Genomic DNA, 13,324 nt, shown 5'->3' on the forward strand with positions numbered 1-13,324 from the left:
ATACAGGAGGTTCATATGTCTAAACACCAAATTTACAAAAAAATTGAAATGGTTGGTTCATCTAAAATCAGTATAGAAGATGCGATCAGCAATGCCATTGAACAATGTCGGAAGACCATTAAAAATATGGATTGGTTTGAAGTTGTCGACACGCGTGGGCATATTGTTGATGGCAAAGTAGGGCTCTTTCAGGTAACCATTAAAATAGGCTTTAAAATAGAACATAGTTAAGCTTAATGTGAAAGGGCTTTAAGGTTATAAACACTTTATATTCTAATATTATGTAACTTGAAGATCTAACCTGACTCTCTAATCTGGTGATACTGCGTTAGGTTTAATAGAAACTGAATTTTTATTTACCACACCGCCGCCATTATTTTTAATACTCGCGTTTTTGCCAGTCCTCAAGTTCTATTAGCACTAATAAAGCCCCGTGTCCGCCAAACTCTAATGGGGCTTGATGGAAAGCTAAAATACCCGGATGCTGGGCCAACCATAATGGTACCTTTTTCTTCAAAATGTTTTTACCAACACCGTGCATAACACTGCAGCAATATAATCCCTCTTTTTTACAGCAGGTAATCAGTGCACCCAATTCACGTTTAGCTTCATCTTGGGTTAAGCCGTGTAAATCTAAAATAATTTCAGGTGAAAAGTCACCGCGCCGTAATTGCTTAAACAAATATTTTTCAGCATCCTGGCGTTTATAACGTACGGGTCCCTCTTCTGCCAGAAGGGGTTCAAAACCATCGGAAAAATGACTTGTTTCAAATGATTCCTCACGGATTTTTTTCAGGATCTGCCTTTTCTTCATATTTTTAGTCGGCAGTATTATGGTATCCTGTGGTAATTTTTTAATACCTGAAAACTCTGCACTAAACAGTGAAAAATCATCATTTTTATTATTATTAGTCATGGTCTTTCCTGCGCTGTTTTGTATGCCGACGAGTTTACCTTAATTGGAGCATAAATTGGACACGATTTTTAAAGATGAAGCAATAAATGAACTGCGAACAGTTCAGGATATCTTGCGCTGGGCGGCGACAGAATTTAATCGCGCAGAACTTTTTTACGGGCATGGTACGGATAATGCCTGGGATGAAGCCATACAGCTTATTTTACCTTCATTGCATTTACCCCTAGACAGTAAACCGACGATTCTTGATGCGCGTTTAACACGTCGTGAACGTGAAATGCTGGTGGACAGGATTGTTGTGCGCATTGAAAAGCGTATTCCGGTTGCATACTTAACCAATAAAGCCTGGTTTGCCGGATTGGAGTTCTATGTTGATGAACGTACGCTGGTTCCCCGTTCACCGATTGCTGAATTAATTGAAGCGCATTTTGCACCTTGGGTGACTGAGTCTCCCAAACGTATATTAGATTTATGTACCGGAAGCGGCTGTATTGCGATCGCTTGCGCCTACGCATTTCCGGAAGCCGAAGTGGATGCCGTTGATATTTCAGAAGACGCATTGGACGTCGCTGAAATTAATATTCAGGGTCACGGTCTTGAGCAACAGGTTTTCCCTATTCAATCGGATCTTTTTTCTGGCATTGAAAACGAAAAATATGATCTTATTGTGTCTAATCCTCCCTATGTGGATGCACAGGATATGGACAATTTACCGGGAGAATATAAACACGAACCCGAATTAGGCTTAGCTTGTGGCGCGGATGGTTTAGATTTGGTACGTAAGATGTTGTCTCAGGCAAGTTCAAAATTAAATGAAGACGGTGTGTTATGTGTAGAAGTCGGTAATTCCCAAGTCCACCTTCAAGAAGCTTACCCTGACATTCCCTTTACCTGGATTGAGTTTGAAGCGGGCGGGCATGGTGTGTTTGTATTAACCAAAGCACAACTTGATAATATTAAGATTTAATTTTTGTCAATGATATTTCAGATTAACTGCTGCAAATTTTAATGATCTGCAGTTTTGTACAATTTAAAAACGGGAAATAATTATGGCGGGCAGCAGTATTGGTCAACTTTTTAAAGTCACCACCTTTGGCGAAAGTCACGGTGCAGCAATAGGTTGTATTGTGGATGGTATTCCACCGAATTTAGAAATCAGTGAAGCTGATCTGCAGCATGATTTAGACCGACGTCGTCCGGGGCAGTCACGTTATACAACAATGCGTCAGGAAAAGGATCAGGTTAAGATTCTTTCCGGTGTTTTTGAAGGTAAAACAACCGGCAGCAGTATCGGTTTAATGATTGAAAATACCGATCAGCGTTCCAAGGATTATTCTGAAATTAAGGATCTGTTTCGTCCTGGTCATGCCGATTACACTTACCATCAAAAATTTGGACACCGCGATTATCGGGGTGGTGGTCGTTCTTCTGCGCGCGAAACTGCAATGCGTGTTGCCGCCGGTGCAATTGCTAAAAAATATTTAAACGAACAGTTTGGTATTGTGATTCGTGGTTATTTAAGTCAGTTAGGTGATATTAAAGCGGATTCAATTGACTGGAATGAAGTTGAAAAAAATCCCTTTTTCTTTCCTGATCTGTCTAAAATTACGCAGCTTGAAGATTATATGAAAGCCCTGATTAAAGAGGGTAACTCCGTTGGGGCGAAAGTCACCGTGGTTGCATCGAGTGTGCCCGTTGGTCTGGGCGAGCCGGTATTTGATCGTTTAGATGCAGAGCTCGCACACTCATTAATGAGTATTAATGCGGTCAAAGGTGTTGAAATTGGAGACGGTTTTGCAGCTGTTCAGCAAAAAGGGACCGAGCATCGTGATGAAATGACCCCGGGTGGTTTTTTATCAAACCATGCGGGCGGCATATTAGGCGGAATTTCAACGGGTCAGGACATTATCGCCCATATCGCTCTAAAACCCACATCCAGTTTAACTATCCCCGGTCGCACTATTACCACCGATGGCGAAGCGACTACGATGATAACCAAAGGGCGTCACGATCCCTGTGTCGGTATTCGCGCTGTGCCCATTGCAGAAGCACAAATGGCCATTACCTTACTTGACCATCTATTGCGTCATCGTGCGCAGAACCTGCATGTGACAACCAATACACCTTTTATTAAATAAGTAGCCACAACGCCACTAATTGAATGATCGGTATTATATAAAAAACCACTTGCGGATGCCTCTGCAAGTGGTTTTTTTATTAGTTGATACTTTCCCGCATTACGATCGAGCCCAGAGTAGAAAATCATCCCGTTGCTTTAGCCGTGAATATTTAAAATTTTCAATGCGTCGGGTCTTATTACCGATAAATAATGGCCGTATTTAACTTTCAACTTTACATTGTTACTCGCTTCCACAAAGAGTATAAAGAACCGATAGTGTCGATTGGTGCTCATTTTAAATTAAAATTGATAGGTAAAGACAGGCCATCTTCTTTTGCGTTTGACTTTTACGGTATCAATAAGATATTGAGCAGTGCAAATGTTATATTTGGGAGATATTTTATGGTTAATAAAAACCCCAAAATAGAAGATAGTCGTAATTTTGCTCAGCGAATAGCGGGGCTTTTATTTTTAGATCCCTGTCCCGAATGTCATAAACATTCTTTTACAGCAGCAAGTTACGGAAATGAAGGGCATTGTTCTGCCTGCGGTTATACAACGCCTTTATTAATTCCGCAAGATGAGGAGTAAAAGTTGCCTGGTCGTCTTTCTTTCCTAAATTGAAAAGAGTCAGCAAGGATAACGACTCTTTTTTAATGCAGAACCCCCCGTACCGTGATATCTTTTTTTGTTAAGTCCTCATCAAAAAGCCCTAAGGTTATTTTATAATGCCGTTCGGTTAAGCAATTTTAGACTTATATATCAGCAGATATATTGATAGTAGAGAAAGCACTGAACGTGTAAATGTTCGCTGTTTTCTCTTTTTAGGCATAATGAAATGCTTAACGTCTTCTCGCATAAGTCGTCTTTTTCTGGGGATTTTTTGTAACAAACTTAAAGGGGCTACCACAGAGCGTAGCGCTACAGAGTAAAGCCTCCTATTATAATTCCGCGTACACAATATAATTATCCAACCCCTTTCGGAAAACGACTGCGTAATCTGACCTGCCCATTAATTTGGCTATTTTTTAGTTCACCGCAGTTTTGTTCTATCTCCCAACGAGCCCAATAAACGGACAACAAGGTTCCCATTAGATAAAGCGCGGGATCAATTAAAGAGAAGATAAAACCTTTAGGGTGTTGATAAAAAATCACTCTAGCTTGCCAAGTATCTGCAATACAAACAGCCGTCGCCTAACTAGGATGCGATGCAATCAATCGCACTGCTACCCGGAAGAGGGGGCATCACCTTTTTAATAAAGTGCCGAACAGCTCAAAGTTCAATAAAAGGGGCAGTAACATTCCGGCGAAAATAAGCATACAAAATAGCCCCGGCGGCAGATCGTCTACAACTTTCAAATGCAATGCCAGTCCAAATAGATGCAGCCCTGTTTTTGGGCTGTATTTATTAGCTTTGCGTTATATAAAGCTGCGCATCTTTTTTAGTCTAATGATTAATATAGAAAATGGAGACTATTATTCATTTTTTTGACTGAAGCACTAAAAGCACTAAAAACCCATTAATTTTAAATACTTAGTTAAAACAGAAGTATTGATAGAAGATTAATTATTTGTTATTTTGTTTTTATGATCACAGAAAGATAAAGTAATAGTGAAATAATGGCGACCCCAAAAAAACATTCCAAATAATACTGTGCGCAGGTCAATTCAACGCAAGCGACCTAATGGGTATAGAAAATTTTACGAATAGGCTGAGCGTAGTCAAGGAGGACATAGATGAAAGATTTATCACCGTCGGATTTGAAAAGTTATTTTAAATACTGGGGCAAGGCTAAGAAAGATGAAAATACTGAGGATAGTGCAGACTATCATTTATTGGTTTTTCATTGTCTTGATGTGACTGCAGTGGCTGATATCTGGTTAGAAGAGTCAAATACTCTGTTATCACAAATGTCTTGGTATTTAAAATCTACTCGAGAACAGGCAAAGCGTATTAGCTTGTTTTTTATCCTATTGCATGATTTAGGAAAGTTTGATGCGCGCTTTCAAAACTTCCGTGAAGATATTCGTCAAATATTACAAGGTGATGATTGGGAAGTTGACCCTGATCCAACCTATTACTCGCATGGCTCCTGCGGTTATCGGCAATTTAGCGAGATGTTCGATACCAATGAAGCAATGAAAGCGGTGGCGGGCCATCACGGTTATTGTGATACCTCTCAGCCATACCATGATCCAGATGCGGATGACGAGCTGCTAGAGTTAGATGAACAAGCTCGAAAAGAGTGGGTTGAGTTCAGTCTTGATTTTTGTCAGTTAAAAGAAGTTCCCGATGTCGGTGATATTCCCATGTTGGCGGGTTTGTGCAGTGTTGCGGATTGGGTGGGGTCATCGATCACTAATTTCACAACTGATCCATCTATTAATTTACAGCAGTATTATCAAGAGACCTTACTCCGAGCAAGAAAAGCACTCGTCGATACAGGCATGATTGAAAAATCACAGGGGGCAGGTTTTGCTTATTTATTTAACGAGTATCGTCCTCGCGGCATTCAAACATTATTGAGTGAGATGCCATTAAAAGCGGGACTTACCTTAGTAGAATCGGATACCGGATCGGGTAAAACCGAATTTGCGTTAGCTTATGCGTCCTCTCTTATTGAAGCCGGGCTTGCAGATGGAGTGGTATTTGGCTTACCCACACAGGCAACCGCCAATGGTCTATTTTCTCGCGTGGGAGATGCTGCAAAGAAATTATTTCCTGATACAAAAACGACACTTGCGCATGGTAAATCTAAATATTTGATGTCAGATGAAAGCGGTTTTTTACAGCAATCAAATAAACGTGCTTTCTTAGGCTCAATGTCAGTGGCAACCATAGATCAAATTCTGATGGGCGTGCTGGGTATTCGCCATCAATTTGTCCGTTCTTTTGGTACGCGAAAATCAGTGTTGGTGCTTGACGAAATTCACAGTTTTGATGCCTATATGTTGGGCCTTATCGAACAAGTGTTAAAAGGGCAGCATCAAGCCTATTCAAGTGTGATTTTACTTTCCGCTACATTGCCTAATACGCTAAAAGAAAAACTACTTTCAACTTATAAAGGGAAATCACTTAATAATGCGTATCCACTTGTTAGCCATACTGACTTATTTGCTAATACCCAAGAATTTACCTTACCTAAGCAAGCAACTAACAAAACGATCACTTTAAAAACATGGTGCAGCGATAATCTATTACCCAGTGTTAATCAGCGAAAAAAGATGATTGATTGGGTATCACATGGGGCTATGGTTGGAGTTATTTGCAATACAGTAAAAGATGCACAGCGGTTATATCACCAGCTTAAAATAGCAAATCCAGAACTGAAAATAGAATTGTTTCATGCACGTTTTACCTTTAACGATAGGAAAAAACGAGAAGATCAGGTGCTTGAAAATTATGATAAAAATGCTAAACGCACGGGACGACTACTTATTGCCACTCAAGTAATAGAACAATCACTTGATTTAGATTTTGATGTGCTAATTAGTCAAATCGCACCTATTGAATTTTTGATGCAGCGCATGGGCCGATTATGGCGGCATGAGCGTATAGGGAGTGGTTTATGTCCGCGGGCAAGTTGTATTAAAGCACCTTTGTTTATCACTTTATTACCCAATGAGAAAATAACGGATCTGACATCGAGTGAGCAATTAAAGCATCATTACCAAGGCAGCGGATATGTTTATCAAAATAGCCGCTTACTTTATCGCACCGAGCAATATCTAAATCAACATCCATTGTTACATTTTCCTGATTGCTACCGAGAGGCGATAAATTATGTTCATGAAGAGCAAGCTTATCCAGAAGAGCCAGAAGTTTTAACTTTAGTGGCTGAGGAGTACGACATTAAAGCCGATGGTAGTAATTATACCGCTCGCTCTTTAAGCAAGCTGCAATCAAAACCACTTAATGATGTTGATCCGCGCTGCGCATTATTAACCCGAGATGGTGAAATGAGTGCAACCGTAGTGCTGTTTAATGAAGACGGTAGTTTATTACACGGTGGGGATTTTAACGAGCAGCAAGACCGAGAAAACAGTACCGTCGCATTAGCAAAAAAACATGCCAAAGGGATAAAAGACGAACGCTATTACTGCTATAAGGCGGTAGTGGGCAAAGATATTATTTATAACGAGATGGGGTTTCTAACGGCCGATCTCAACGATGAATTAACAGCAGGGAGTTAACTATGTATTTATCACAGGTGATGCTCAATACGCATGACACTTATGAGCAGCATCAAGCTATTTGGAGTTTGTTTGCGAATGTGGCGGATCGGAAGCGTGATCATTTATTTCGGGTTGAAGTGGCGGATCGCCAATCGTGTAAAGTTTTGCTGCAATCAAGCACCGAGCCTAAAAGCAGCGAACAAGCCAAGGTGTTAGCCAGTAAGTCATTTTTGGCTGAGATTAAGCAAGATGCATTTTATAAATTCAAACTGCTGGCTTACCCGACAAAGTGCTTAAGCCAAGGTAAAAAAGTAATAGAAATAAAAGAGCCTGATGAACAGGTAGAGTGGCTACAGCGAAAGCTTAGTGGAGCTAATGCTACCGTGACGGCCATGGATAACGTGATGGTGCGCAGTAAAAAATCATACAACAGTCGCTTTGTCTGCTTTGAAGGCATTTTACAGGTAACCGATAGTGAACAAATTCAGCGTGCATTGGTGATGGGAATTGGCCGTAAAAAACATGCGGGAGCAGGTTTGCTATCACTTGCCCGTACACAATAAGGACAGGGTATGTATCAAAGAATATATAAAGCTTATCAGTTACTAAGTAATGGCGATAAGGCAGATTTAAAACGCTGTAATTTAAAAAAACTGGCTGATTCTCCAGCATATTTTCGAGTGTTAAAATTCAGTGGCGCGAAAGATACACAGCAAACACAGCGTATTTTGTATTTATTGGTTGGCCTTAAAATAAGTGATGATCAGCCAGGCGTGAATGTTGCCAATGCATTATTAAATGCGGGTGTAAAAGAGGCGCAAATCATTCAAATCACGCGTAGTGGTGATAACGGCATTGATTACTTAAAACGCCAGCTAGTGCGCTGCGAAAATATTAAGCTTGAAAGTATCGGCAAGTTAGCTCAATTTTGGGGTGACAATGCCCGTCGTAATCTATTAAAAAACTTCATTTTATCAGCTAACGATACACCAGCTGCTAGCTAACTATTATCAAATTAATCCAAAGGATATTTTCCATGACAACGTTTATTAATATTCATACCCTTATTTCTCATCCATCATCGATGATGAATCGTGATGATTCAGGCATGCAAAAAACCGCCGTTTTTGGTGGTAGTGTGCGCAGTCGTATTTCCAGCCAATGTTTAAAGCGTGCTATTCGCCAAAGCGATATTTATGGAGAAGCCGTTGCTGAAAAGTCTATTCGTACAAGACTTTATTCAGAACTGATAGATTTTTTAGTGGAAAATACAGACTCTGAAAAAAATGAAATTGAGAAAATAATTTATGCGCTATCAATAAAGACAGGAACGTTAGATTCTGGGATAAAAGAAGAAGATGAAGAGGTTGAAGTTATTAACGATGAAGGTAAAAAAGAGAAAGTTAAAACAGGGAATAAACTAAAAATATTTAAAACCGTTCAACCATACAGCGCTGCTGAGTTTAAAGAATTAGTGATAATTGCAAAAGAATCATTCCCTGAACTTTATGAATCAATTATTACTGGGTTACCTGATAAAGCTAAAAAAGCAGATAAAGATAAGTTCAAAAAATCGATTGTTGAATTTCAAGGTATACTTTTAACTGTCAAATCGGTCATTGATGTCGCGCTATCGGGGAGAATGGATACGCATTGTCATAACCGGAATTTAGAGGCCGCGATGAGTGTCGCGCACAGTTTAACCACGCACAGCGCTGATATTGAAGTAGATTGGTTTACCGCTTGTGATGATTTAGCAGAGCAAGGCTCCGGACATATAGGGACAACGGAATTCAGCTCGGGCGTATTTTATCGTTATGCGTCAATCAATGTTGATTTATTGGCAAAAAACATTAAATCCACCGTGAGTGAAGTAACACCCATTATTAATACGATGATCCGCTGTTTTGCTCAGGTATCACCTAGCGCCAAGCAAAAAGTATTTGCAGCCTACAATCAAGCTGATTTTGTGATGGCCACACATTCCAACCAGCCGATTTCCCTTGCCAATGCCTTTAGAAAACCGATTGAAAATAATGGTGATGTGATGGAAAACTCCATAGCTGCATTAGTGAAAAATTATGAAAAGCTAACCAATGCTTATGAGCTTGACTCAAAAGCAATAGCACTTGATTTAACCGATAGTGCGCAAAGTAAACAAATCAATTTGGTTAACAAAATCAGTGATATTCATTTTTAAGTTTGCATAGGATACGTGTGATGAAAACCTTGATATTAAAAACCGAAGGAATGTCGGCCTACGGTCTGCAAACTTTTGATGTGCACCGTAGAGCAAATCACTTTCCAACGCGCTCAGCCATTATGGGCATTCTGGGTGCCGCCATAGGGATAACCCGTGAAAATTTTAATGAGCTTTATGCGCTCTCGGAGCAGCTTAAAATTGCAGTACAAGTGAACCTGAGTGGTGAAAAAATGGTGGATTACCATACAGTCCAACACTTTCGCAGTCCCCAGGGGAAAATTCAAAAGGGAGTTAAACCGACCTATCGGGAATACTGGTGTGACAGTGAGCATACCTTTGCCATCAGTGCGGAGGATGGCATCATTGAAACACTCACAAATAAAGTAAAAGCGCCTGAATTTACTCTGTTTCAGGGGCGTAAATCGTGTCCCTTAACCCGGCCGTTGTTTGAAACTGTGAGTGACCATGATAATCCCGCCAACGCGTTAAAGAATCATGGAGGACAAGGTCAGATTTTTAGTGATGTTAGTGGTGAAAATCAACTGGCTATTGTCCAGGTGCGCGACTTGATCACCGCAATACCACGCAAATACGCCATGCGGACAGTCTATGTTTGCGGCCAAATAGCAAAAGTACAGAATGGTAAGGAGGAAATGAATGAACCTGCTTAAAGATGATTTTATTTCAACCACGCAAGGCAAAGTCTCTTTAAAAACTATTTTAACCGGTAATGAGAATTACCAACTGCAATATTATTTTGATGAAATTCAGCTGGCAATGTTGCAGCTGTTAAGTTCACTCTCCACAGTAGTATTACAGCCAACAATTCAAGATCTAAAAGGTTATTTAAAAAATGGATTAACGCCTGAACAATATGAAGCTGCCTTGGATAAAGTAGAAAGCCAATGGTTTGAAAACGATTGTTTTATGCAATCTAAACCATCGGAGAATACAAAATATTTTCCTGCTGATATTCATAAGGTTATTTCAGGTATAGAAAGTAGTTCTACTGAAAATGCGTCGGGTTTGTTTTCAAGTCTCAATGATTTTTCTTGTGTTTGTTCTGATTGCATGCCAGCTCTAAATTATAATTATCAGACTAATGTTCATGCGAAAGCTATGGGAGTTGGGGGCTCAACCGGAATAAAGGGTGGGGGTACTCTTACTTTTTTAATGGCTGGTAGTTGCTTAAAAGAAACAATATTAATGAATACGGTTTGTGTTGATTATTTTACAAAGGTATCAAGTTTAAATGAAGATGCTTGTAATGATTTTATGTGGGTTACCCCATTAAAAGGTAGCAAAGTAACCAATGCAAAAGGTAAAGAAGTTGAAATTTACCAAGCCCAGAAAATTGGGTTAGCGCGAGGTTTATTTGCATTGGCTTATCATTTCAAGTTCGATGTAATCGAAGAAAGTTCAGTTTGTGATTCATGTGGTCACAAATCTTCTTATATAGTAAAAAAATTTCATCATTCTAAATACAATGGTAATTATGGTTCAACTTCTGAGGCTCGAGAGTTAGGCGCTGGATGGTGGCCTAATCCGTACACGGCAACGGTAAATTTAGAAAATGGATTTATGGGGTTGCGAGCTCGAGATCAGAATTGGAACTCTTGGGAAGACTTATCTGCAATGGTTGCACAGGCTGAAGTAGATAAAAACAGCATTTCACCAGCGCCAATTATTTCTCAATATCGAGATACAGGAATAAGTAAGAAACCATTCAATTATCTTGTCGGTGGAAATATTTTAAAACCAAAAAATGAGGCATCAATAGTAGGCCGTGTTTATGATCTTTATTCCATGCCCTCATCGTTAAATAAAAACTTAAGTAAAGTGACTCAAGTGATTGATTCTGGACTTGAACAAAAAAAATTATTGGAAAAGGCTTTTTATATAGCTTCTAAAGATGATGGTGTGAAATTTAAAAAAAATATCATTGTATCAGCCAGTAAAAATGCGATGTTCCGCTTTACGGCAAATGCTCAGCAAATTATTCAACGAACCCTGCTTGATGTTGAACGTAAAGAAGCCACTGAATTAAGAAAAACAGCCGTTATTGAATTAAAACAAGAAGCGCAACGGATCTTTATGGGAGTTCAACGAAAATATCAGCATGATCTTCCTCTCTTTAAAGCATTAGTAAAAGGAGAGAGCGCACTCTATCGAAAATAACAAAGAGAATACCTCATCGAAGGGGTATCGCTATTAATATAAGGAGTCTGAAAGGTGACATTTATTCCCCTTAAACCCATTCCAATAAAAGCGCGAACGTCCATGATTTTTGTGGGAATGGGACAAATTGATGTAAAAGACGGAGCATTTGTCGTTATTGATAAAAATGGTGAACGAATGCATATCACAGTCGGCACTATCGCATGCATCATGCTTGAGCCGGGTACTCGGGTTAGTCATGCAGCTATTAAACTTGCCAGCATTTGCGGCACGTTGCTTATTTGGGTGGGTGAAGCGGGCGTTAGGCTTTATTCAGCCGGGCAACCTGGCGGTGCGCGCAGTGATAAATTACTTTATCAAGCCAAATTGGCATTAGATGCTGAATTGCGTTTAAAGGTTGTTCGTAAGATGTTTGAACTCCGTTTTGGTGACGAAGCACCGCAACGCCGCAGTGTTGAACAATTACGGGGAATTGAGGGGGCCAGAGTAAAAAAAACCTATCAGTTACTCGCTAAGCAGTATGGAATTGAATGGCATGGTCGACGCTATGATCGTAAAGACTGGGATAAAGGTGATACCATTAATCAATGTATCAGCGCCGCGACTGCTTGTTTGTATGGTATTACCGAGGCAGCAATTTTAGCAGCAGGTTATGCCCCTGCTATTGGATTTTTACATACGGGAAAACCTTTGAGTTTTGTTTATGATATTTCCGATATTATAAAATTTGAAACGGTGGTGCCCGTCGCCTTTCAGGTTGCAGCTAAAAAAACATACTCTCCGGATCGGGATGTACGCATTGCATGCAGGGAAGCCTTTAGAAAAACCAAGATCTTAAAAAGGCTGATTCCACTGATCGAGGAAGTGTTAGGCGCTGGAGAGATAAAACCACCAGAGCCTTACGAAGATGCACAGCCACCCGCTATTCCTATGCCTGAAACGATAGGCGATGACGGTCATCGTACTGCTTAAAAAGGTATAAATATGTCAATGGTCACAGTGGTAACAGAAGTTGTACCACCTCGTTTGAGGGGGAGATTAGCGGTTTGGTTATTAGAAGTCCGAGCGGGTGTTTATGTAGGTGATGTTTCAGCGCGAGTACGAGAAATGATCTGGTACCAGATTAGTGAACTTGCTGAGAATGGAAATGTTGTTATGGCATGGTCAACCAATACCGAATCTGGATTTGATTTTGTTACTTACGGTGAAAATCGCCGTATGCCGGTTGAGTTAGACGGATTAAGATTGGTAAAATTCAAACCTGAAATCAAAGAAAATTAAAAAGTTTTTGCTCTTTAAAAATCGGTGATTATTGAAGTACTCTATTTATCCTTACAAAACAATAATATATACTTAGAGTGTTCCCCGTGCCTACGGGGATGAACCGCGGTTAAGAAAAAGCAACTGGCGCTCACTAATGTGTTCCCCGTGCCTACGGGGATGAACCGTGATTAATAGTGTTATTTATTCGATCAAATATGTGTTCCCCGTGCCTACGGGGATGAACCGTCACGCCATCAACCGACATTGTACTCTCTAACGTGTTCCCCGTGCCTACGGGGATGAACCGTCTGTTAGGTATTTATCGTCTTTACCGTTATTGTGTTCCCCGTGCCTACGGGGATGAACCGTTTGAATGCAAACATAGTCGAATCTGCAAGTGGTGTTCCCCGTGCCTACGGGGATGAACCGCTATTTATCTGATGCCGATAACTCAGACAGCAGTGTTCCC

General features: G+C 40.2%; 14 protein-coding genes, 1 pseudogene and 1 CRISPR repeat array. Of the genes and pseudogenes, 12 read left to right on the forward strand and 3 right to left on the reverse strand.

The window, feature by feature from the left end:
- Positions 1 to 15 precede the first annotated feature (15 nt).
- Positions 16 to 231 carry a dodecin gene (locus CXF72_RS09075; RefSeq protein WP_101038652.1) on the forward strand — a complete coding sequence of 72 codons (216 nt, stop codon included), beginning with the start codon at positions 16 to 18 and terminating at the stop codon, positions 229 to 231.
- 148 nt (positions 232 to 379) lie between these two features.
- Here CXF72_RS09075 and smrB read toward each other — a convergent pair whose 3' ends face one another.
- Positions 380 to 916, reverse strand: a complete 537-nt coding sequence (gene smrB, locus CXF72_RS09080; RefSeq protein WP_101038653.1) for an endonuclease SmrB — start codon at positions 914 to 916, stop codon at positions 380 to 382.
- A 55-nt stretch (positions 917 to 971) separates the two neighbouring features.
- Between smrB and prmB the strand changes: the two genes are divergently transcribed.
- The 3 genes from prmB (at position 972) to CXF72_RS09095 (ending at position 3,626) form a co-directional block, all read left to right on the forward strand.
- The gene (gene prmB / locus CXF72_RS09085; protein ID WP_101038654.1) at positions 972 to 1,883 is read left to right on the forward strand and encodes a 50S ribosomal protein L3 N(5)-glutamine methyltransferase; all 912 of its coding nucleotides are present in this window, start codon (positions 972 to 974) and stop codon (positions 1,881 to 1,883) included.
- 82 nt (positions 1,884 to 1,965) lie between these two features.
- Positions 1,966 to 3,054, forward strand: a complete 1,089-nt coding sequence (aroC, locus tag CXF72_RS09090; protein ID WP_101038655.1) for a chorismate synthase — start codon at positions 1,966 to 1,968, stop codon at positions 3,052 to 3,054.
- A 257-nt stretch (positions 3,055 to 3,311) separates the two neighbouring features.
- Entirely contained in the window at positions 3,312 to 3,626 is a 315-nt protein-coding gene (locus CXF72_RS09095) for a hypothetical protein (protein ID WP_101038656.1), read from the forward strand.
- A gap of 375 nt (positions 3,627 to 4,001) precedes the next feature.
- On the opposite strand, the gene CXF72_RS09100 is transcribed toward CXF72_RS09095, so the two are convergent.
- Positions 4,002 to 4,190 (reverse strand): hypothetical protein, encoded by a 189-nt coding sequence (locus CXF72_RS09100; RefSeq protein ID WP_101038657.1) that lies wholly within the window; start codon positions 4,188 to 4,190, stop codon positions 4,002 to 4,004.
- Between the two features lie 46 nt (positions 4,191 to 4,236).
- Positions 4,237 to 4,388 (reverse strand): annotated as a pseudogene (locus CXF72_RS19810) (YjiH family protein); the annotation flags it as partial.
- A gap of 384 nt (positions 4,389 to 4,772) precedes the next feature.
- On the opposite strand from CXF72_RS19810, the gene cas3 reads away from it, so the two are divergent.
- Genes cas3 through cas2e form a run of 8 tightly spaced genes read left to right on the forward strand, consistent with a single transcriptional unit; the run spans position 4,773 to position 12,873 of the window.
- The gene (gene cas3 / locus CXF72_RS09105) at positions 4,773 to 7,229 is read left to right on the forward strand and encodes a CRISPR-associated helicase/endonuclease Cas3 (RefSeq protein ID WP_101038658.1); all 2,457 of its coding nucleotides are present in this window, start codon (positions 4,773 to 4,775) and stop codon (positions 7,227 to 7,229) included.
- Between the two features lie 2 nt (positions 7,230 to 7,231).
- Positions 7,232 to 7,774 carry a type I-E CRISPR-associated protein Cas6/Cse3/CasE gene (cas6e, locus tag CXF72_RS09110; protein WP_101038659.1) on the forward strand — a complete coding sequence of 181 codons (543 nt, stop codon included), beginning with the start codon at positions 7,232 to 7,234 and terminating at the stop codon, positions 7,772 to 7,774.
- Between the two features lie 9 nt (positions 7,775 to 7,783).
- Entirely contained in the window at positions 7,784 to 8,215 is a 432-nt protein-coding gene (locus CXF72_RS09115; RefSeq protein WP_101038660.1) for a type I-E CRISPR-associated protein Cse2/CasB, read from the forward strand.
- A 32-nt stretch (positions 8,216 to 8,247) separates the two neighbouring features.
- Positions 8,248 to 9,411, forward strand: coding sequence for a type I-E CRISPR-associated protein Cas7/Cse4/CasC (gene cas7e, locus CXF72_RS09120; protein ID WP_101038661.1), 1,164 nt, complete (start codon positions 8,248 to 8,250; stop codon positions 9,409 to 9,411).
- Between the two features lie 20 nt (positions 9,412 to 9,431).
- Positions 9,432 to 10,085: a type I-E CRISPR-associated protein Cas5/CasD gene (cas5e, locus tag CXF72_RS09125; protein WP_101038662.1), complete on the forward strand. Its 654-nt coding sequence runs from the start codon at positions 9,432 to 9,434 to the stop codon at positions 10,083 to 10,085.
- Positions 10,072 to 11,592: a type I-E CRISPR-associated protein Cse1/CasA gene (locus CXF72_RS09130; RefSeq protein ID WP_101038663.1), complete on the forward strand. Its 1,521-nt coding sequence runs from the start codon at positions 10,072 to 10,074 to the stop codon at positions 11,590 to 11,592. The genes cas5e and CXF72_RS09130 overlap by 14 nt, the downstream gene beginning before the upstream one ends.
- 54 nt (positions 11,593 to 11,646) lie before the next feature.
- Complete coding sequence (cas1e, locus tag CXF72_RS09135) at positions 11,647 to 12,564, forward strand: type I-E CRISPR-associated endonuclease Cas1e (RefSeq protein WP_101038664.1); 918 nt, start codon at positions 11,647 to 11,649, stop codon at positions 12,562 to 12,564.
- Positions 12,565 to 12,576: 12 nt separating this feature from the next.
- Positions 12,577 to 12,873 carry a type I-E CRISPR-associated endoribonuclease Cas2e gene (cas2e, locus tag CXF72_RS09140; RefSeq protein ID WP_101038665.1) on the forward strand — a complete coding sequence of 99 codons (297 nt, stop codon included), beginning with the start codon at positions 12,577 to 12,579 and terminating at the stop codon, positions 12,871 to 12,873.
- A 77-nt stretch (positions 12,874 to 12,950) separates the two neighbouring features.
- Positions 12,951 to 13,284: direct repeats of the CRISPR family, unit length 29 nt; unit sequence GTGTTCCCCGTGCCTACGGGGATGAACCG.
- Positions 13,285 to 13,324: the final 40 nt, after the last annotated feature.

The sequence above is a fragment of the Psychromonas sp. MB-3u-54 genome (assembly GCF_002836415.1).
In the GTDB taxonomy this organism is placed as follows: Bacteria; Pseudomonadota; Gammaproteobacteria; order Enterobacterales; family Psychromonadaceae; genus Psychromonas.